Source organism: Paenibacillus vulneris (assembly GCF_039543185.1).
GTDB classification, from domain to species: Bacteria; Bacillota; Bacilli; order Paenibacillales; family NBRC-103111; genus Paenibacillus_S; species Paenibacillus_S vulneris.
In genome coordinates, this window is sequence record NZ_BAABJG010000014.1 from 143,435 (window position 1) to 163,370 (window position 19,936).

The 19,936-nt window shown below is 53.5% G+C and carries 19 protein-coding genes and 1 pseudogene; 2 read left to right on the forward strand and 18 right to left on the reverse strand.

Annotated elements, in window-relative coordinates:
- Positions 1-33 precede the first annotated feature (33 nt).
- From ABEA66_RS12915 to ABEA66_RS12985, 15 genes are all read right to left on the reverse strand, one after another.
- On the reverse strand, positions 34-1,395 hold the full coding sequence (locus ABEA66_RS12915; RefSeq protein WP_079910906.1) for an ethanolamine ammonia-lyase subunit EutB: 1,362 nt from the start codon (positions 1,393-1,395) through the stop codon (positions 34-36).
- Between the two features lie 4 nt (positions 1,396-1,399).
- Complete coding sequence (locus ABEA66_RS12920) at positions 1,400-2,893, reverse strand: ethanolamine ammonia-lyase reactivating factor EutA (RefSeq protein ID WP_345587843.1); 1,494 nt, start codon at positions 2,891-2,893, stop codon at positions 1,400-1,402.
- 4 nt (positions 2,894-2,897) lie between these two features.
- Positions 2,898-3,497 (reverse strand): ANTAR domain-containing response regulator, encoded by a 600-nt coding sequence (locus ABEA66_RS12925; protein WP_079910908.1) that lies wholly within the window; start codon positions 3,495-3,497, stop codon positions 2,898-2,900.
- 17 nt (positions 3,498-3,514) lie between these two features.
- Positions 3,515-4,945: a sensor histidine kinase gene (locus tag ABEA66_RS12930; RefSeq protein ID WP_345587844.1), complete on the reverse strand. Its 1,431-nt coding sequence runs from the start codon at positions 4,943-4,945 to the stop codon at positions 3,515-3,517.
- 108 nt (positions 4,946-5,053) lie between these two features.
- Positions 5,054-5,506: a EutP/PduV family microcompartment system protein gene (locus ABEA66_RS12935; protein WP_345587845.1), complete on the reverse strand. Its 453-nt coding sequence runs from the start codon at positions 5,504-5,506 to the stop codon at positions 5,054-5,056.
- Between the two features lie 4 nt (positions 5,507-5,510).
- Positions 5,511-5,852, reverse strand: coding sequence for a BMC domain-containing protein (locus ABEA66_RS12940; RefSeq protein WP_079910911.1), 342 nt, complete (start codon positions 5,850-5,852; stop codon positions 5,511-5,513).
- An 11-nt stretch (positions 5,853-5,863) separates the two neighbouring features.
- The gene (locus tag ABEA66_RS12945) at positions 5,864-6,142 is read right to left on the reverse strand and encodes a EutN/CcmL family microcompartment protein (RefSeq protein WP_079910912.1); all 279 of its coding nucleotides are present in this window, start codon (positions 6,140-6,142) and stop codon (positions 5,864-5,866) included.
- Positions 6,143-6,153: 11 nt separating this feature from the next.
- On the reverse strand, positions 6,154-7,032 hold the full coding sequence (locus tag ABEA66_RS12950) for a hypothetical protein (RefSeq protein WP_345587846.1): 879 nt from the start codon (positions 7,030-7,032) through the stop codon (positions 6,154-6,156).
- A 6-nt stretch (positions 7,033-7,038) separates the two neighbouring features.
- Positions 7,039-7,824: a phosphate propanoyltransferase gene (locus ABEA66_RS12955; protein ID WP_345587847.1), complete on the reverse strand. Its 786-nt coding sequence runs from the start codon at positions 7,822-7,824 to the stop codon at positions 7,039-7,041.
- 5 nt (positions 7,825-7,829) lie between these two features.
- Positions 7,830-8,117 (reverse strand): ethanolamine utilization microcompartment protein EutM, encoded by a 288-nt coding sequence (gene eutM, locus ABEA66_RS12960; protein ID WP_079910915.1) that lies wholly within the window; start codon positions 8,115-8,117, stop codon positions 7,830-7,832.
- A gap of 75 nt (positions 8,118-8,192) precedes the next feature.
- Positions 8,193-9,689 carry an acetaldehyde dehydrogenase (acetylating) gene (locus tag ABEA66_RS12965; RefSeq protein ID WP_345587848.1) on the reverse strand — a complete coding sequence of 499 codons (1,497 nt, stop codon included), beginning with the start codon at positions 9,687-9,689 and terminating at the stop codon, positions 8,193-8,195.
- 17 nt (positions 9,690-9,706) lie between these two features.
- Positions 9,707-10,189 (reverse strand): BMC domain-containing protein, encoded by a 483-nt coding sequence (locus ABEA66_RS12970; RefSeq protein ID WP_345587849.1) that lies wholly within the window; start codon positions 10,187-10,189, stop codon positions 9,707-9,709.
- A 17-nt stretch (positions 10,190-10,206) separates the two neighbouring features.
- On the reverse strand, positions 10,207-10,863 hold the full coding sequence (eutL, locus tag ABEA66_RS12975; protein WP_192704424.1) for an ethanolamine utilization microcompartment protein EutL: 657 nt from the start codon (positions 10,861-10,863) through the stop codon (positions 10,207-10,209).
- A gap of 510 nt (positions 10,864-11,373) precedes the next feature.
- Positions 11,374-12,588: an MFS transporter gene (locus ABEA66_RS12980; RefSeq protein ID WP_079910918.1), complete on the reverse strand. Its 1,215-nt coding sequence runs from the start codon at positions 12,586-12,588 to the stop codon at positions 11,374-11,376.
- 213 nt (positions 12,589-12,801) lie between these two features.
- Positions 12,802-13,395, reverse strand: a complete 594-nt coding sequence (locus tag ABEA66_RS12985) for a TetR/AcrR family transcriptional regulator (protein ID WP_345587850.1) — start codon at positions 13,393-13,395, stop codon at positions 12,802-12,804.
- A 146-nt stretch (positions 13,396-13,541) separates the two neighbouring features.
- Between ABEA66_RS12985 and ABEA66_RS12990 the strand changes: the two genes are divergently transcribed.
- Entirely contained in the window at positions 13,542-14,699 is a 1,158-nt protein-coding gene (locus ABEA66_RS12990) for a nitric oxide synthase oxygenase (protein WP_345587851.1), read from the forward strand.
- A 150-nt stretch (positions 14,700-14,849) separates the two neighbouring features.
- Here the strand turns inward: ABEA66_RS12990 and ABEA66_RS12995 are convergent, their stop codons facing one another.
- From ABEA66_RS12995 to ABEA66_RS36335, 3 genes and pseudogenes are all read right to left on the reverse strand, one after another.
- Entirely contained in the window at positions 14,850-15,938 is a 1,089-nt protein-coding gene (locus ABEA66_RS12995) for a Gfo/Idh/MocA family protein (RefSeq protein ID WP_345587852.1), read from the reverse strand.
- Between the two features lie 175 nt (positions 15,939-16,113).
- Complete coding sequence (gene wecB, locus ABEA66_RS13000; protein ID WP_345587853.1) at positions 16,114-17,268, reverse strand: non-hydrolyzing UDP-N-acetylglucosamine 2-epimerase; 1,155 nt, start codon at positions 17,266-17,268, stop codon at positions 16,114-16,116.
- A 108-nt stretch (positions 17,269-17,376) separates the two neighbouring features.
- Positions 17,377-17,481: pseudogene (locus tag ABEA66_RS36335) on the reverse strand (ASCH domain-containing protein); the annotation flags it as partial.
- 202 nt (positions 17,482-17,683) lie between these two features.
- On the opposite strand from ABEA66_RS36335, the gene ABEA66_RS13005 reads away from it, so the two are divergent.
- Positions 17,684-19,876 carry a hypothetical protein gene (locus tag ABEA66_RS13005; protein WP_345587854.1) on the forward strand — a complete coding sequence of 731 codons (2,193 nt, stop codon included), beginning with the start codon at positions 17,684-17,686 and terminating at the stop codon, positions 19,874-19,876.
- Positions 19,877-19,936 lie beyond the last annotated feature (60 nt).

The following is a 19,936-nucleotide window of genomic DNA, read 5'->3' on the forward strand; positions in this document are numbered from 1 at the left end:
CCTGCTCCTTTCCTCTCGGATTTGGTTTAGCCACTACATGAAGATCGTGGGGTCGCCGGCACTCGGGGTCAATCTGCCATTCTCCATAATGCCCATTCGTACCAGCCATTGCTCAAATTCAGGAGCGGGACGGAGACCCATCATTTCACGTAGTGTCGCTATATCGTGATAGCTCGTCGATTGGTAATTCAGCATGCAGTCATCCGCCATCGGCACGCCGATCAAGTAATTGACACCCGCTGCCGCCAGCAGTACGGCCAAATTATCCATATCATTCTGATCCGCTTTCATATGATTGGTATAGCATACGTCAACGCCCATCGGCAGCTGCTGCAGCTTCCCCATAAAATGATCCTCCAGACCGGCACGAATGACCTGCTTGGCGTCGTACAAATATTCAGGTCCTATGAAGCCGACTACGGTATTCACGATGAAGGGCTTATATTTTCGGGCCAGGCCGTAACAGCGGGATTCCAGCGTTACCTGATCGATCCCGTGATGCGCCTCTGCAGACAATTCGGAGCCCTGCCCGGTCTCGAAGTACCACAGGTTCGGTCCGGTTCCCGTGCCTTCCTTTCGGATCAGGTCATCAGCCTCATCCAGCAGTCCGACATGAATGCCGAAAGCTTTGTTGCCGTCCTCGGTCCCGGCAAGGCTTTGAAATATCATATCCGCCGGAGCTCCCTGACGGATCGCCCTCATCTGCGTTTTCACATGAGCCAATACGCAGTTTTGAGTAGGGATCTGCCACTTGCTCATCACCTCTTTGGTTGTGAGCAGGATCTCCTTCACGCTCTCCGCCGTATCGATAACGGGGTTAATGCCCAGTACCGCATCGCCGATTCCATAGCTCAATGCCTCAAACAAGGACGCCTTAATTCCCTGGATATTATCTGTCGGATGGTTCGGCTGCGCCCTGCCCGCCAGGACGCCCTTTTGCCCTATCGTAATGTTGCAATGACTCGTCACTTCCATCTTGGATGCAGCCTGAATCAGATCGAGATTGCTCATCAGCTTGGCTGCGGCTGCCACCATTTCACTCGTCAGCCCTCTGCTGATTCGGCGAAGCTCGCTGCCGCCCGTTTCCTGCCTAAGAACATATTCCCGCAGCTCGGCTACGGTCCAGCCTCGAATTTCGGCATAGATCTTCTCATTTACGGCCTCTTCGATCACTTTGGAGACCTCATCGGTTTCCGGGGGCAGCAGCGGATGATTGCGAATGTCTCCCAGCGTCAGATCCGCCAGCACCAGCTTCGCAGCCATTCTCTCCTTCGCGTCCCGGGCCGCAATGCCGGCCAATTGATCGCCGGATTTCTCTTCATTGGCCTTGGCCAGCACTTCCTTCAAGTCCTTGAATTGAAACGTTGTGCCGTGCAAAGCAACCTTCAGCTTCACTCGTCTACCTCCTGTTCCCGCCGTGGAAGGCTAAGGTTTTGACCACTACCGGGATCATCATGCCTCCGATCGGCTCTCCCAGATCGATATAATCGCCGTGCTCCACCGTTATTTGATCGATGCAGATGATATCGGGCCTTCCGCCGCTATGCCTGGCCAGAGATTGGCCCAGCGCCTTGGCGATATCGTTCGCACAAATAACCGCCATGACCTTGCTCTCGGGAAAATACCGCTTATAGCCCTCCACAAGAAGTGCGGACAATCGCTGAAGGACTGCGTAGCTCCAGTACTTCTGAGCGGGAAGAGCTACCGCGATGGAGGCTGATGCGGCGTCATTACGCTCATACAGGCTTGAAGCGGCAACCATCGCATGATCGATAGGCTGCTCCAGCAGTCCGGGCCGATCCAAAGCTTCAGCCGCAAGCTCCAGCTTCACCACCGGCACGTTGCGAATCGGCAGCAGCTTCTCATCCACATGAACGGTTGCCCCGCTGATCTCCGTGCTCTGCATACCGGCTCCAATCACGGTAGCCCTCACCGTTTCCTCGGCCTGGATCAACCGAAGCCCGGAGGCTTCCAAGCATTCCTTCATTGCGTGTGCCAGCAGCGGGCCTATATCTCCGTGAACCGCAGTCTGCTCCAAAGTGAGGGGCTTCGGCAGAGCCATAAGTCTGCCCACACCGCCGGAGATCATCCATTCCTCCACCGGCGGAAGGACAGGAAGCGGGCGTCCGAGCACCAGCTTGATCGTGTCCTCCTTCATCGGCTCTTGCGTCATCGGGCACAGCAAGCCTTCCAGGAGAGTCTGGCACATGCCTGTGCAAATTTGCTTCAGCAGCCCGTAGCTAGCGGTTTGACCGGGTTCCAGCTGGAACCCGTTAGCGTCCAGCCATGGCTTCAAGGACCTGGATACAGCCGTAACGGTTCCTCTGCGATCCAGCTCGATTAAACGCCCCCCGACGTGAAAGGTCATTGTCCCTGCCGGGCGGCCTCTTTGAAAGATGGCCGCATTAGCCGTCCCGCCGCCGATATCGATATTCACGACGGCTCCTCGGGTATGCCTGGAGCGCTGCTCGGCGCCCGCTCCCTTCCCCGCCAGCAGCCCCTCCAGATCAGGGCCTGCTGCAGCTACGACAAAATCGCCTGCACGCTCCGCGAGCAGATGGACGATTTGTCTTGCATTGGCTTTAGTAGCGGTCTCTCCTGTAATGATGACCGCTCCCGATTTCAGCTCACTTGCGCGTACTCCTGCCCGCGCATAGTCCTCAGCCAGCAGCTCCCCGATCCGTTCCGCATCGATCTCATCGGCGCTTATCAAAGGAGTGCCGTAGATGGGACTTGCATACAGCAGCTCTCTTTCGACGATATCATACCTCGGCAGACTCAACGCGCCGGAGGTTCGGGCCAGTCTCAGACGGCTGATAATCATCTTGGTCGTGCTTGTTCCGATATCGATTCCTACACTGGTGATCCAGTGCTCTCCGCTGCGGTTATCCATACCCTCACCCGTTTCTCGCCGTCAGAAACCCAATCTCCGGGCCTTCCGCAAGCAGCTGCTCAGCCAGCTTGCCCAAGGAAATTCTTGCTGCCATACTGGCATCGCGCAGTCTACGGTAAGCTTCCTCCTCTTCCAGGGCGTAGGCTTTCATCAGCATGCCTTTGACCTTCTCTATGCGTTTGCGGTCCTCGAGAGATTGCCTAAGCTCCTCCAAATCTTTTTTCAAGCCGTCGATGCGTTCCTTCTGACTCAAGGCAATCTCTACCGCCGGGATCAAATCCTCCTCCGAGACCGGCTTGACGAGATATGCGGCCACTCCCGCGCTTTTGGCGTCCTGCACGAGCTCTCTCTGACTGTAGGCCGTCAGCAGCAGCACGGAGGTGTCCTGCATTTTGCGGATGATCCGGGAAGCCTTGATCCCGTTCATGACCGGCATCTTGACATCCATGATGACAAGATCGGGCTTCAGCCTGGCTACGAGCGCGACAGCCTCCTCGCCATTCTTCGCTTCCCCGGCCACCGCGTAGCCTTCCTCCTCGAGCATTTCGCGGATATCCATGCGAATAATCGGATCGTCGTCAACAACGACAATGGTATGCTTCATAGCTGCAGCCCTCCCAACTATGCTTTCGCAAGCGAAAATGTAAGCTGAACCTCCGTACCGCTCCCGTCTGACGTTATGCTCAACATGCCGCCGAGATTTTCGTTGACGAGCGTCTCCGTTATTTTGAGACCCAAATGTCCCTTCGGGTCGGTCTGCTTCTCCGAACGGATGCCGACTCCGTTGTCAGCCACCCTTACGGTCACAATCTGACCGCTGCGCCGAAGAGCGATATCGATCTCCCCGCTCTCTCTGTCGGCGAAGGCATGCACCACGCAGTTTTGTATGAGCTCATTGACGACCAGAGCAAGAGTTGTCGCCATATCCGAGGGCAGCGTCAGCTCATCACCACATAGGTGGACGCGGATGCTTTGATCCGGCTTCGCCGTTGAGGAGACGATATTTTTGGCGATACGGTCCACCACATCGATGAAGCGAATCGTATCCAGTCCGTCAAAGGCAAGCATTTCATGAATAATAGCGATGCTGCTGATCCGGTTTATGCTGTCGCGATACACGGTCTTCACTTCGTCCAGCTTCGTTCTGCGCATTTGCAGGCGGAGAAGGCTCGAGACCGTCTGCAGATTATTCTTCACCCTATGGTGGATTTCCTTAATGACGGCGGATTTCATCATAAGCTGCTTATCCTTTTCTCTCAAATCCGAGACGTCCCGAATCAGCATCAGACCTCCGACCACTCGTTGTCCCTTATAGATGGATACCGCCTTTAGCTCGAAAGCCGTCGGTCCAAGCTGAATGTCTTCATGAAAAATCCCCCTATGTCCAACCACTGATCGGCTCCCCAAACGGTCGTAAAAAAGCTCTGCCAGCGTCTTTCCCTGCAGCAAGCCTGCGTGGCCGATCTCCCTCAGCATGAGGACGGCCCGCGGATTCGTATAGGTAACCCGCTCCATTTCATCAAACAAAACGATGCCTTCATGCATCAGCATCGTCATGCTGCCTTCGGACATGGCCACCTTAAGGAGCGTCTCGCTCAGCTGCTCCGTCGTCTCCATCAGGTGCTCCACGTGCTTTTCCTGCTCCAATCTCTCGGAGATGTCCTGCTCCATAATCAAGGCACCTATTACCCTTCCCTCGGCTTGGGCCCGAATAGGGACCACATGCTGCTGCATCGCAATATGCTCCTGCGAGATGCCCCGCGAGCCGATGACCGGCTGGCCGGAAAGCAGGCAGTACATGACGGCAGGCTCGTTATGCGCATAGGCCAGCTGGCCGATCACGGACGTCTTGTACAAAGAAGGAGCGGTGGCAGGATGCGCCTGCGCGACAACAAGCGCCGTCCCTGCATCAGGCAGCGGGCAATCGATGAAAACATCGGATTGCGAGACATCTGCGATGAGCTGCAAGTGGCGGGCCATATCCTCGATAACCGCCGTTTCTTCCAGGCTTAACAAGGTGCGCTCCTTACACATTGCTGTGATTGATATCATCGGGAATCCCACATCGCTTTCATGATTTGTGATCCAATGACTCCATTGTCACATAATGGACACATTTTAGGAAGACATCCCCTTGGAAAAGCCTTCTTCGTTTTCCGGCTACATTTCCCCTGACGGATTCACGAACGGCATCAGCCTGTTCCTCAACGCTTCGATTCCCTCGCCGGTAGCAGATGAGGTCAAGAAAATATCCCCTTCAGGCAAGGATTGCCGAAGGAGGGCTACCGCCTTAGCCGAATCCGCTTGCGGATGATCCGTCTTCGTGACGGCTCCTAGCGCCGGTATCGGGAAGCCCCCGGCAAAGCCGGGAGGCAAGTAGCTGCGCGTTCGCGTCGCATCCTGAATCAGCAGGATCGCCGCGGCCTGATGGGAGGTAGCCATTAACGATCGGTAATACATCGGGTTCTCGCTGTATTCTCCGGGCGTATCGATGATCCATTCCCGATAAACCAGGCTTTGCGTCTTGACAGCCGGCCCGCTCTCGCCGAACAGCGCTTTGACCAGGGTCGATTTTCCGGCTCCGACAGCACCGATGATCATCACTTTTTTCATCGCTTTACGACCTCGTCAGCGGAGCGATGGAAAATTGCAGCTTTTCCTGCAAAAAGCCGTTGACCGCCACCACGGCCATTTCTACCGCCGCTACATCCCCGACAATCACTAGCGAGCCTGTAAAACGGTCCAGATACCCGATATCCACATTGGCGGCCTTCGTCGCAATATCGGCGGCGATAATGGCCGTTTCCGTCGGTGTCAGGGTCAGTATCCCCAAGGCATTCGCCTTTTCAATGCCAAGCTTCGTATATAATACCGGGTCGGGGTTGGCAATGACATGAGCCAACGTAAGCTGCTTGCCCGGCACGTATTCCTGTATAACCCGCTGCTTCGGCTGCTCCATGTCCGTCCTCCTTACTCGGCGTCTTCCGTCACCTCGAAGCTGTCCACAATCCCCACAATCATGGCGTCTATCGGCACCATTTTGCCGCTGAACAACACTCTGGCAGGACTGCCTCTAGACACAATGACCTTCTCGCCGACGCCGGCTCCAATCCGGTCAGCCGCAATAACCGTCTGTCCGGACTCCATTTCCTTAAAGTCGATCGGCTGAACGACCATCAGCTTCAAGTTGTCCATTCCTTCTTCCTTCTGCGTAGCCCATACGCTGCCGATCACCCTGCCAAGAAACACTCGGCTCCCCCCTATCCTTGATCCGCATACTGCAGCGACACCCCTGCTGCCTTCAGCACATCGCCCGCCAGCGGGGATATCAGGGTTCTCCTGCTGATCACAATCCGGGACGCCGAGCCATCCCTAGCAAGCTGCTGAACCCAATCCGCAGTTATCAATCGCCCTTCAAAAACGACGGAACCGTCAGATGCGGCTTCATTGCCGGCTCCCTCTCGACCGTCCACTTTTTTGGCCGAAACGGCCGGCTGATGCGAATCGGCAGCTGATACCGCCATGCCCTTGTCCCCGGACAGCTTCGTGCATCGGCTTACGACCTGCTCGGCAAGCTGCTTTTGCGGGGCAAACTCCGCCCCCAGCACCTGAAGCTCGGACTTATATTTCTCGAACAATGCCTGATAGGGCTTAGGCAGCGTTAAGGTTTGCAGGGTGCGCCGGTCCGCCCTCTTAATGCCGGGCGCATCATCCCCGATGAGGACGAATTTGTTCAGTAGGAGAGCGGATAAGATCAGCTCGGATTTCACCGTACCCTTCAGCCCCGCTGCGGCTCTTGCTGCATTATCAAGATCGATTTCCGGGATGACGATGCCGTCATATTCCAGCGGTACCTCCAAGGGGGCGGGAGCGAATTCGTCCGCGGCAATAATTTTGCCGGCTCCCCCACACTCAATTTTATGCAGGCCAAGCCAGGATGAAGTCTCCCCGTCCAAAAATAAAATATCATGGCAGATCCCATGCCGGGCCAGCATAATAAAATGATCCGTAAACGCCTCGTGCGCCGTACTGTCGCAAAAGACGTACAGCACCTTTCTCCGCTCAACGGCCTCCTCCCGCATCGATTGCAAAATGTCCCGAATGATCGACTCGACCGTTTGCTTCAGCTCCGCCCGCATTTTAAGTCACCTCCTTATGGCGTGCGTTATTTCCCCGTTGCGGCCTACGTATCTGACGTACTGTCCGGTTTTCAGCTCCGCAGCATTTGCTTCATCCGTATCCAGATGCAGCTCCAGCGAGAACCGTTCGTGGATTCGAACGACCACGTCGGTAAACAGAAGCGGACGATCCCCTGCCGTTGCAACCATCAGCCGGTCTCCCTGCACCACCTGAAACCGGTTGGCGTCTTCCATCGACATATGGACATGATTTTTGGCTACAATCAATCCTTCCGGCAGCATCACCATCTGCTTCGGACCGATCAAAGCGATCCCCGGAGTGTTCTCCAGGTGTCCCGACAGACGAACTGGCGGTTGAATACCGAGCAAATAACCGTCGGTCCGCGAGATTTCCACCTGCGATGCACCGCGCGAAGGTCCTAGTACGCGAACCTGCGGAATCACCCCTTTAGGTCCGGCCAGGGTTACGGTTTCCCGTGCGGCAAATTGGCCTGACTGAGACAGCTCTCTTAGAGGGTTTAACCGATACCCGCTGCCGAATAGCAGCTCGACATGCTCCTCTGACAAATGGACGTGACGATTGGATACCCCGACGGGGATACGGAGGTCCGCTTTCAGATCATCGGACGTGCTGAAGCTTTGTGCAGATGAGACCCTTTCCAGCGGGATCCCCCTGCTTTTCAAAAAATCCGCCGCAGCGGGAGTCAGCTTATCCTCCGGATTCACACGGAACGGATTCGGGATTCCTTTAGCGAGCTGGGCGCGCAGACGGGATTCCGTTATGAGCGCCATAGGCCTTATCCTTCAAGCTTCGGCAGAATAAATTCAATATCGGAATGCGGGCGCGGGATGACATGCACTGAGACGAGCTCTCCGACCTTCTCCGCAGCAGCAGCGCCCGCATCCGTTGCCGCCTTCACTGCTCCTACGTCCCCGCGTACCATGACGGTTACAAGTCCCCCGCCGACATGCACCTTGCCGATCAGCTTCACATTCGCTGCCTTCACCATAGCGTCAGCCGCTTCAATCGAGCCTACCAATCCTTTGGTTTCCACCATTCCGAGTGCCGCCAATTCTCCTGCCATTGGGAATGTCCTCCTTTAATTTTTGGGATGATTGTATTAGAGGGTTTCAAAAATCACTGTTGGAACACGCAAATGTCAATGAAGCTGCATTTCGGCCAGCACGCTCTTGACCAGCTGCATGACCTCCTCGCGCGTGATCCCCGGCTTGCCCCGGGCTTGAACTGCCTCCACCGCATGCTCTATCGGATCGGGCGCGTCTATCTCCGCTGGAACGGAGGGCTCCATCTCACGCAGGCCGAATGCGAGCCGCTTGATATTCAGCAAATGCTGCGGACCGATATTATCCGAAGTAATGTTATTCCCGAACGAACCGCAGCCGAGCGTCAAGGATGGCAGAATTCCCGTCGTAGCCCCGATGCCTCCGAAGGTCGTTCCGGTATTGACGACAATGCGGGACGCCGGCTTTTCAAGCCCGAAAGCCTCAATGACCGCCTCCTCCTCGCAATGAATGCCGAGCGTATGGCCAAGCCCTCCCAGCTCCAGCAGCTCGATACATCTTCGGCAGCCTTCGCGCCAATCGTTCACTGTGTATAGCGCCAGCAGCGGGCTTAGCTTCTCCATCGAAAAAGGATGCTCATGCCCTACAGCCGTTTCCTCAGCGATGAGCACTCGAGCGTCCGACGGAACGGAAATTCCCACCATACCGGCAATGATCTGCGGTGATCTGCCGACAATTTTCGGATTCAAGCCTTTGCCGACCATCAGAACCGACTCGATGTTCTGCTTCTCCTGTTCATTCAGAAAATAAGCCCCCTGGCGCTTTAACTCCTGAATCAAGGAAGGCTTAACCGCCATATCCACTACCAGCGCCTGCTCCGAAGCACAAATGGTGCCGTAGTCAAAGGTTTTGCTCTGCAGGATTTGCCTTACCGCTTTCGGTATATCGGCGCTCGAGTGAATGTATACGGGAACATTGCCCGGACCGACTCCGTAGGCCGGCTTGCCGGAGCTGTACGCTGCCTTGACCATGCCCGTACCGCCTGTGGCGAGAATGACATCAGTCAGCTTATGCCTCATCAGTTCTGTGCTTGCTTCCAGCGTCGGTTGGGTGAGACAGCGTATAATCCCCTCTGGAGCGTCTGCTTCGAGAGCGGCCTGCTGCATAAGCTTTGCCGCTTCCAGCGAGCAGCGAAGCGCAGACGGGTGGGGGCTGATGACAATCGCGTTGCGCGATTTGACGGAAATCATACATTTGAAAAGCACGGTCGAGGTCGGATTCGTCGAGGGAATGATCGCAGCTACTACACCGACCGGCTGGGCAATCTCCCAGACTTTATGCTGCTCGTCTTTTCGAATGATCCCAACCGTCCGCACATCTTTGATGGCTCCATAAACATCGGCAGCTACAAACCGGTTCTTCGCCGCCTTATCAGCCCGGTTGCCGAAGCCCGTCTCTTCGACAGCCAGAGCTCCAAGCCGTTCCGCCTCCCGATCGGCGGCCTGAGCCATTGCGGCTACGATAGCATCAATTTGCGTTTGAGACATGGACTCGAGCAGCCGTTGGGCAGCTTTTGCCTCGTGGAGCAAGGTCCGTACCTCCTGAATCGACTGCAAATCCGGGTCAAGCTTCATCCCGCGTTCTCCTCCCATCATTCTTTAGGCTCTGAGAGCAGACGGATTAAATCGGCTTTATTGGCCGAGCTGATCTCCCTGCCTGCCAGCGGAAAGCCCGGTGTATGGCGGGCCAACTCCCGAAGCTCCTGAACGGAAAGCTTGCTTAACTCCTTTTCCTTCAGCGATAAGGGCTCGCTCACGCTTCCTTCTGTCTTCCTGTCCGAAAGAAGCTTCTCCAGCATGAGGGAAACCGATCCGTCCGGTCTCGGAATGACATGAGCGGATAGAAGCTGCCCTACTCTTCTCGCTTCCGCTTCACCTGCCTCTACGGCAGCCTTCACCGAGGCCACATCCCCCCATAGGTATACCGTGACAATCCCGGCATCCGCCTTCTCATAGGCCGCAACCTGAACGTCCGCGGTTTTGGCCGCCGCATCCGCCGCCGCTATTAATGCAGGAATACCTAAGGTCTCGATCATGCCCAAGGCGAATCGATTAGGCTTCGACTGAGTGCTCACGCTTGATCACCTGCTCTTCAACCAAATTTGACCGGCAGGCCGGCAACCTGCTGAACCGCATCTGCAAAGGCGTCGGCCGCCGCCTTGCATGCCGATTGCGAGCCGGTCAGCAAGCCGCCGGCAAAGTTCGTTTCGGTAGGAGGTCCGTAAAATTGGCATATCGTCACGTCCGCCGCCTTCAGCGCCGCATCCAGGCCATATACAGCCTCCAACGGAGGCGCAATCAAATAAGCGAGCGGCTCCCCTTCGTTGATACCCGCTACCTTGGATAAATAAGAGCCGGTTCTGGATACAACGTGGGCGTAGTATGCATGCGTTCCCTCCTCGTTGAGGGAATAGAAGCAGGCTGCGCCCTCCATTAGAGCAATGGCAGCATCCAGACCGCTCTTCACTTCCGCCGGCGTCTCCCCGCCAAGCATGCCGATAAATTCACCGGAGAGAGGACCAGACGCATGACCTGACCCCGCATAAAACGAGCGGGCATAGACGACCTCTACAGCCGCCTTCTTTGTCGCCTCGTCGACGGCCGTATATCCTACGTCATCAATGGTTGACGTAAACAGCCCGATGCTGCGGATGTGCGGCTTTAACTCCAGCTTGGATGCCAGCCCCTTATCGACGTTGGCGATCAATCTGACAGCAAGCGGGACGGCACGGATCGGTTGTTGTCTCACTCCCTCACCTCTTCGTTATCAATTGACGGCTGTCAGCCCCCGAAAAAACAAAAAGATGCCCGGGCTCGCAGGAGACCGGCTGCCGCCGCATCTCCTGGAACCCAAGGCATCGTTGCCTGAGCAGCTATTCTTTTTTGCTATTGTCTTGATTGTAATGCGGATTCATTCATTTTGCAAGCGTTATCATCGTTGTTAAATCAAGTTTTTTGGGTTTCATTGATTCCAGCTGCCTCACTATAGCGTATGCGGTCATGCCATCCCGTATGCCGCCTGCTTGGGAGTCCGCGCCTGATGCAGCTGTCACTGACATTCTATCGTCCAGCACGGATTGCTGTTATCTTGGATAGGGAAAAGAACGATTTAGAAACCTGTTCGATACAGCGAATGCGAGTGCACAAAAAAAGTACCTGGCCTCAGGACCAAGTACTTTTTAAGATCTTAGCTTTATCAACCCAATTATACAATCTTTATTCTCGGTTGTAGAGGTCTTTCAAGCCCCGCAAGCGTCCATTACTGCGTATCTGTCTTCAACCGGCTTCCCACCGCTCTCGATCTGCCTTTCATTACAGACAAGCCGAAGCTGAGGAACAGGATGACTGCACCGAAAATATAAGGGAAATCCAGATGCAGATCGAATAAGATACCCGCCAGTGCCGGTCCGAAAATATTCCCGAGACTCATATAAGCATTATTCATTCCGGCCACGAAGCCCTGCTCCTCTCCAGCCATCTTGGACAATAACGTGTTAATAGCAGGTCTCATGATGGAAGTAAAGGTGAAGAAAAACAAGGTAACAAGCAATATATACCAGAAATTCCCGGACAGCAGCATAAGGATCAGCGAAGCCGCCGACAACAGGAACGTGCTGTTGATTAATGTGCGCTCTCCGAATCTGCGGATTAGCTTGTCGATCAGAACGGCCTGAATAATGGCCCCGATCAACGCTCCGACCGTAATGAGAACGGATATGTCACGTGCGGTAAAGCTGTATTTCTTGTCTACGAATAGCGGAAAAATCGCTTCAAAATTCGATAACCCGAAGGTCAAAGTAAAAATTAGCAGCAAATAAATGAAATAAGGCGCTTTGAACGATTTGGCAAATTGCGTCATCATGCTGACCTTTTCCACGACCTTTTGCCGGTTGGCCAGCCGAACTTCCTTGGTTAACGATTCAGGAAGCAGCAGCAGGGAAGACAGCATGGCGAGAGCCCCTACTCCGGCGGACACGTAGAAAGGAGTGCGCAGGCCGAGCTCCGCCAGGAAGCCGCCGATCCCGGGACCGATAACAAATCCAAGTGACATGGCCGCACCCAGCATGCCTAGCCCCTTGCCCCTCTTCTCTTCCGTGGTTACGTCGGCTATGTAAGCCATAATGGAAGGAATCATGGAAGCCGCGCTAATGCCCCCCAGCAATCGGGATAAGTAAAGCATCCAGATGTCGGACGCCGCGGCGAACAAAAAGTTAGACAAAGTAAATAGAGCAAGACCGGAAACGATCATGATTTTACGGCCGTACTTATCCGACCACTCTCCGGCGATCGGCGAGCATAAAAACTGTGTCAGACCGAATGCGGCAACAAGATAACCTGCTGTTTTCCCGCCAGCCCCGAACTCCTTCAAATATTCAGGAAGCACGGGAATAATGAGACCAATCCCCAGCATGGCAATGAACATATTAGCCATCAGCAGGACGAGAGGGGATGTTCGGTTTTGAGCTGTATTCATCTCTTTGGTTCTCTCCCTTATGATAAAATTCTATCCGTTTCTCTATAGTTATGAGGGGTGCTTTAACACCTTACCTTATAAATTGACTTATAGTCAAGTTGTGAATTTATGAAGAGAAAACTTTCCTGCTTTCTTTGCATAAGTGCGGTTTAGACATAAAAAAACCGGCCCCGCATGACCATTAAAATCCGGGCCGGCCTTATGAATGATATGTTATCGAGGAATAAAATATTGCAGGATGCTGCGGGCATCCGATCGGATATAGAGCTCCTGCCTCTGGCATAAGCTCGAAGCCCGGATGCACGACATCAAAAACAAAGCATGCTCCTTCGGATTCCCTGCCAAAATCTCTCCGTTCCTCTGGCCTTCAGCGAATATTCCGGCTATCGTATCCAGATTCTCGGCTATACGTTTGCGAAAAGACTCTTTGATTTCATCCGCGATGCTGTCGGAGGCAAGCAATTGATCCACGAACAACTGATGGAACAACGCCTCCTCCCACTTATCCCTGACCATATGCTCGATCAGAAAACTCAGCTTCTCCACTGGAGAAGCCGTCATTTGAACAACCTCCTCCAGTTGTTCTCTCATCCTGTCTAAGTTTTTATTAATTAAGGAAGCATAGATTTCTTCCTTGGATCGGAAATAGTTATATACCAAGCCATGGCTGATTCCTACCTTTGCCGCAATGTCGGATATTTTGGTGGCGTCCAGGCCTTTCTTGGCAAACAGCTCTACAGCTACGCTTAATATTTGTTCGCTTCGTTCTTTACGGGCTTCCTGATCCCGTACCACATTACGCGGCAATCTTGATTCACTCCTTAAAAAGTGACAGTTTGACAACATCATATATCCGGTCCACAATCTTGTCAAACCTGAGTATGCTGCCGCCGTATCCTATACAGTATAGTAAGGAGGATGCAAAAATGAACGTACGAAAGTAGGATCAGCGTATGAACCATAAGCAGCTAGAAGAGGCGGTCTCCTTCATTCGTCTGGGCTATGCCGAGGCCGGAATGCACCCTGAGGAAGCGGAGCGGCGGATAAAAGAAATAACGGAGAGCATCAGCCAAACCGGAACTTATTCCCATACGATAGATGAATTGCGCTTCGGCGCCAAATGGGCCTGGCGGAACAACAGCCGGTGTATAGGCAGGCTGTTCTGGTCGTCCTTAGAGGTTTTTGACAAAAGGGAGCTGGCTACAGAGGATGCCATTGCGGAGGCGCTATGGCAGCACATTGAATATGCTACTAACGGCGGCCGCATTCGGCCGGCCATTACCTTGTTCGCGCCTGAAACCGAAGAACGGACAATCCGAATCTGGAATCATCAATTGATTCGTTACGCAGGCTATGAAACGGATCGCGGTATCATCGGAGATCCCGCCTCCGTCGCTTTTACGAAGCAGTGCCAGCAGCTCGGATGGCAGGGGGAACGGACCCCGTTCGATGTACTGCCGCTCGTTATACAAATCAATGGACGGGAGCCGAGATGGTACCCCATTCCTCCTGAACTCATATTGGAGGTTCCGATAGTCCATCCGACTATCGATCGTTTTGCCGAACTGGGCCTCAAGTGGTACGCCGTCCCCTGCATATCGGACATGCGGTTGGATATGGGAGGGCTTAGCTATACTGCGGCACCGTTTAATGGATGGTATATGGGAACGGAGATCGGAGCGCGCAACCTGTCCGATACGTCCCGCTACAACCAGCTTCCCCTGATAGCCGATCTGATGGGACTGGACCGATCCTCGAACTCCACCATGTGGAAGGACCGCGCCCTACTGGAGCTGAATGCGGCGGTGCTGCATTCTTACAAGAGCAAGGGCGTCAGCATCGTCGACCATCATACTGCCGCCGAGCAGTTTATGAGATTTGAGAATCAGGAGCATGAAGCCGGACGCAGGGTGAACGGCAAATGGTCGTGGCTCATTCCCCCGATGTCACCGACAGCAACGCCGATTTGGGACCATTATTTCACGGAATTCGATGTCAAACCAAGCTATTCTTATCAGCGGGCACCTTACGCTTCTGCCGATACGAAACCAGATCCGGCCCCTGCCGCCGAGAGATCTCATGAAGCAATGAAAGGCTGTCCTTTTCATTGAAGCTCGAACGCAGCCTATCGCCGCTTGCTTGATGGCATATTGTCCAACCGGATAACATACAGAGCCCCTTCCCTATGCAAACTCGCATTGGAAGGGGCTCTTTGAGCCTATTTTTGCGCGACAGCCGAAGCTATCTTATATTGCTGCCGTTTATGCTTTCTCCGCCCATGGCTGCTTGACGGAGGTCACGGTCTCGCCGCTGGCAGCCGCCTGCTGGATAAGAAGGTGGAAATAATGATCCTGGGACGCCTCAGCCACGCTGTAGAAGGACTTCCCGGTACGAACATACTCATCCATCTTCAACAGGCAGGTAGCTACGGCAATCTCATCATCCGTCAGTCTTGCGGGAGCCAGCGGATTCCGGTATACCCATTGATCGCCGGCCAGTATTCCCTTATGGTAATACCCTTCCAGATTCCCGTTCTCCCCGGCATCCTTGCGAATCAGAGGCGTCTCGATAGGCGTCAGGTAATCGAGCAAATACGTCATGGTCTCGTTGACGATTTCTCCTCTTTCCCCTCGTATTAGCACCCTAGGCGACCGGATCCAGGAGAAATATTGGTCACCCGTAAAGTCGAACATGCCCAGCTGACCGCCAGCGAATTGCAAAGATGCGAAGGTCTGCTTCGACACCGTCAGCTGCTCGGAAGCAGGCGCTCCCGCACGGGATGGCCCGGCAATAAGCGGCGACTCGAAGGTAAACGCCCGAATGACAGCCGGTTCATAACCGATGCCGAGCCACCTGCGCATCAAGGCAATGCCATGGTAGCCGTGGGCTACCGATACCTGCACCTGCGATACTCGGCCGATACGGCCGGAATCGATACATGCCTGCCGTGCGGCGTGCAGCGGCTGGAACGGATATTGCTCCGCCACTTGGACTCGCGCGTCCAATCTATGGAGAGTGGAATTCAGATCAATAAGGGCTTCGAGGTCTGGCGCCGGAGGCGTTTCAGACAATGCGGGAATTCCGAGCTCGGCAAGCTGCTTGAGAATATCAGGACATGACGCCCATGACACGGACACGACGACGAACGATGGCGTCTCCGATCGCAGCAGCTCCTCAAGAGTTGCATATCCCTTTACACCATAGCTTTTCTCAAGATCACGACGTTTCTCTTCATCCCGTACGACCGCTCCAACGACCTCGAAGCGTTCCGGACTGGCCTTGGCAATATGTAAATAAAAATGAGTGCGCCATCCTCCGCCGATAATGGCGAATTTAATGGTATGGTTCATGCTTACCTCCCATGGTACGATAGTTCCTTGCTTTCCTTTCCATAATAACATACAGGCTGTCCTGGCTTACAATCCGATGTCGAGGAAAGCATCGCATGGCTGGCGGAGCGTTCTCTTCCTTCAGTGATACGGAAAGGTCTGTGCCATGCGTTGGTTGCTGCGGCAGGTAGAACATTTACCTCCGAAACGGTTCCGGAGGCTCGGGCAGCCATCCGAAATGGTGCGCCAAATATTGAACAATACGGCGTGAGGCATGGCCGTCGCCGAAAGGATTGGGTGCATGAGCCATCTGATCGTATTTGTGCCTGTCATGCAAAAGATCAGCCGCAATCCTATAAATCGCCTCCTCCTCGGTACCGGCAAGAAACACTGCATTCGCTTCAACCGCCTCCGGCCGTTCCGTCGTATCGCGCATCAGGATCAGCGGCTTGTGAAAAACCGGCGTTTCTTCCTGTAACCCGCCCGAATCACTCAGAATCAGGTAGGAGCGGGACAGCAGATTGATCATATCCGGATAGTCTATGGGCTCGAGCAGATGAATTCTCTCATGGTCGGACAGGATGGAGGAGGCCAGCTCTCGAACAGCAGGACTGAGGTGTACGGGATAGATGACGATCGCATCTGGATGCTCGTCTGCGACTCGGAGAACGGCTCTGAACATTTGCTTCATAGGCTCCCCGATATTTTCCCGCCGATGAGCCGTCATGGTTATGATTCTTCCGGGATGCTGAATCAATTGATTGAGCCTATCGTTGTGAAACCGGTAATCCGGCTTGTTGGTTGAGATCGCCGCGTCTACCGCAGTCTGTCCCGTTACAAAGATGGAATCCGGAGCATACCCTTCCCTTATCAAGTTGCTTTGCCCTACGGATGTCGGTGCGAATAATACGTCCGTCACTACGTCAACCATTCGCCTGTTGATCTCTTCAGGCCAGGGGGACCACTTATGATGCGAACGCAACCCGGCCTCCACATGCGCTACCGGAATCTGATGGAAGAATGCGGCCAAGCCTCCGCACAGGGCCGTCTGAGTATCTCCATGGACCAGAATCATATCAGGCCTATCTTCCGCAATGACACGATCGAGCCCGGATATGGCCGCCGATGTAAAATAGGCCAATGACTGATTGTCCCTCATTAAGCCCAAATCAACGTCCGGTACGATTCCAAAATGCGACAGCGGCTGCTGCAGCTGTTCGCGATGCTGCCCCGTCACGACAACCTTCGTTTCAAACCATTCCGGGTAGTGCTTCAGCTCTTGTACGACAGGACACATTTTTGTCGCTTCCGGACGCGTTCCGAAAATAAGCATGATTTTTTTAGTGTTCATGGTAAGACCCCTTTATCTGGTATAGTTTGGTATTCAGTACCATGAACAGCATCGCTCAATTTTCCATTTATTACAATTACGCGCGGCTGATATCCGTCTGATGGATTCCTAAAAACCGGTCTTCCTACGGACATCAATCAACTTAAACCGCTCGCACACTAACAAAATATCGTCTGTAAACTCTCTCCCCAGCCTGAGAAGCTCGTTCTTAAATTTTTCACTTGCCATAAGACTCACTAAACCGCAATATATTCATATTTTCTCACAATAAACCGGGAGTAAGAAGAAACCTCCTTATTTTATAATGAATATCACTTATATCATTCTAAAGCAAACAGGAGGCGATAACCAAACGAAGACTTGATAGCGTTTTCTTCAAATGGTTCTACCCACACTGTAACCCGGAGGGATTTTCATGATAAAAAAAGGTTGGATCATCGGTTTTACGGCCGTCATCTTGCTGGCATCAGCAGTCTGTACACCAGTCTGGGGCGCTGCCGATTTCACCTATACGAAGGCTTCACTGACTGCTATGTTTCCCGATCAGGCTTCTGTTATGGATGCGCTGACCAAGGAGAAGGAAGCGATTCTGAACGGAGAACAAGCCCCTGGCGGGGTACCGAACGGAAACTTTGAAACCGGAAGCGACAATACGGAGATTGGAAATGCGGATTGGGGGGCTGTCGCGCTGCTCGCCTATTGGTATCACCATAGCGGGCAAACGGATGCCAGGGTTGCTCCGGCAGCCAACAGGGGTTTGAGCTTTGCCATTGCCAACAGGGACTGGACGACAGATCCTTCAGATACAAGTGCGTTGCGCCAGCTAGGCAAGGGTGAGCATTGGGCGGCTTATTCCCTTACGAACGGGAATCCTGCAGGCGGCTCGGCCTCCTTCCCTACTACCGCTTGGGCATTGGTCTTTAAAGCGATGATCCTGCAAGCGGACGGAATCACCGGGGACCATTTGTTCACCCAGGCCCAGAAGGATATCTTGAAAGAGCAGGCTTACTCCCATTGGCGCTGGCTGTCTCGAGTTGTAAAATACAACCCGCAAGGAACGCCCAATCAGGTGATGGGAATGATATATGGAGGGTACTTGCTCGGTTCCTTGTACAACGATACGAATCTTATGAACGAAGCCATAGCTTATTATAACACCGGCTTCCCCGGGTCTAATCTTGACAATGCCCAAGCATCCAAATGCGCTAACCCCGCTTATGTTCCCGGACACGGATATAGGGAATGTGAGATCGGAACGCTCCAGGGCTACAAAGTCTTCTTCGAACAGGGCGGATTCGAAACGCACTACAGCGGTTTTCAATTAAGCTTCATGGCAGCTCTGCTCAGCTTAATGGGTTCATCCCCGGATGCGAACGTGCAGGCGGATGCCCTGTCACAAGCTCAATACATGAACTATCGATTATCGGCAAGCGGCACGATGCATGGGGGGACCCGCCACAATGAAATATCCGGAAGTATTACGGATGCCGCCGTCGTCCTGGGCTACAACTACTACAGCGCTGCTCTGGGAGCGGATATGGGGCGGGTCAGACTGAACAGCGGCGCCATCTCTACGGCAGGCTCCAACTCTCAAATTTACGGACATCGCGCCATGGGGACTATCATGCTGCATCAATATTTTTCCCCTTGGTCTACGGCACAACCGATCGTAAATAATAACGTAGGGCTGCGCAGAGGCAATGTATCCATTTATTTTGACAGGAACCTGAACCAGCCTCAAGAAATTTCCGTGAACGGAACGTCTTTTACCGAGAATATTATCTATAACAGCAAGAAGGCGGAAGGCTTTTATTACAAAGACTCGAACGGTGTATGGAATGCCGCGGGCGTTACTCCCAACAATTATTACAACAGCACGGACAACTATACACTACGCACCGTGACAGGAACAGACACCAATACCAACGCCAGTATCAAAACGCGCTACCTGACGGACGGGACTTCTCTCTATCACATTACGATGATCAAGTTCAATTCCCCGGTCACTCTGAAATCATCCAACGTCATGATCGGGCTGCCTAACTTCTCCAATACCCAGCGTATTGTGAACATTTATGACGGCAATAACATATCCAGCGTGCTCGATTTAAGCTCGGCTGCGGCTTCCACTTTGACCAGCAGCGTTCTTAAAATCGGGAATGCAAGCAATTATCGGGATAATGTCTTTATCCAGGGATGGCCGCAGTTGAAAGCGGATAATAATGTCGGCAGCGGCGTGGAATGGATGTCCAGCACTAATTATAATCAAACGCTGGAGAAGCTGATCGGCTCCAACATTTGGTGGGACGTAAAGTCCGGCAAGAGCAACATCCAGTCTACCGATGATATTCGTGTCAATGTGATCGACTCATCCAGCGGGGTGAGCTTTGATGCCGGAGATGTGATCTGTGCGGTCGCCAAATTCATGCCGCAAACAGCATCGTCAGGAACCCTTTATGAAGCGTTTGCTGTGACGCCCGTTTATACGGATGCAAGCAAGAATACCGTTTCCAAAGTCGTCATCGACGATGCAGGCATGAGCTTGAGCGTCACTTATAATACGGCGGTTTTCCTGGATAAAGCCTCCGGCCAGCAGATTACCTATTAAATCGTCAAACAAAAAACCGGAAGTGCGCAATCTCAGCGACTTTCCGGTTTTTTTGCATTA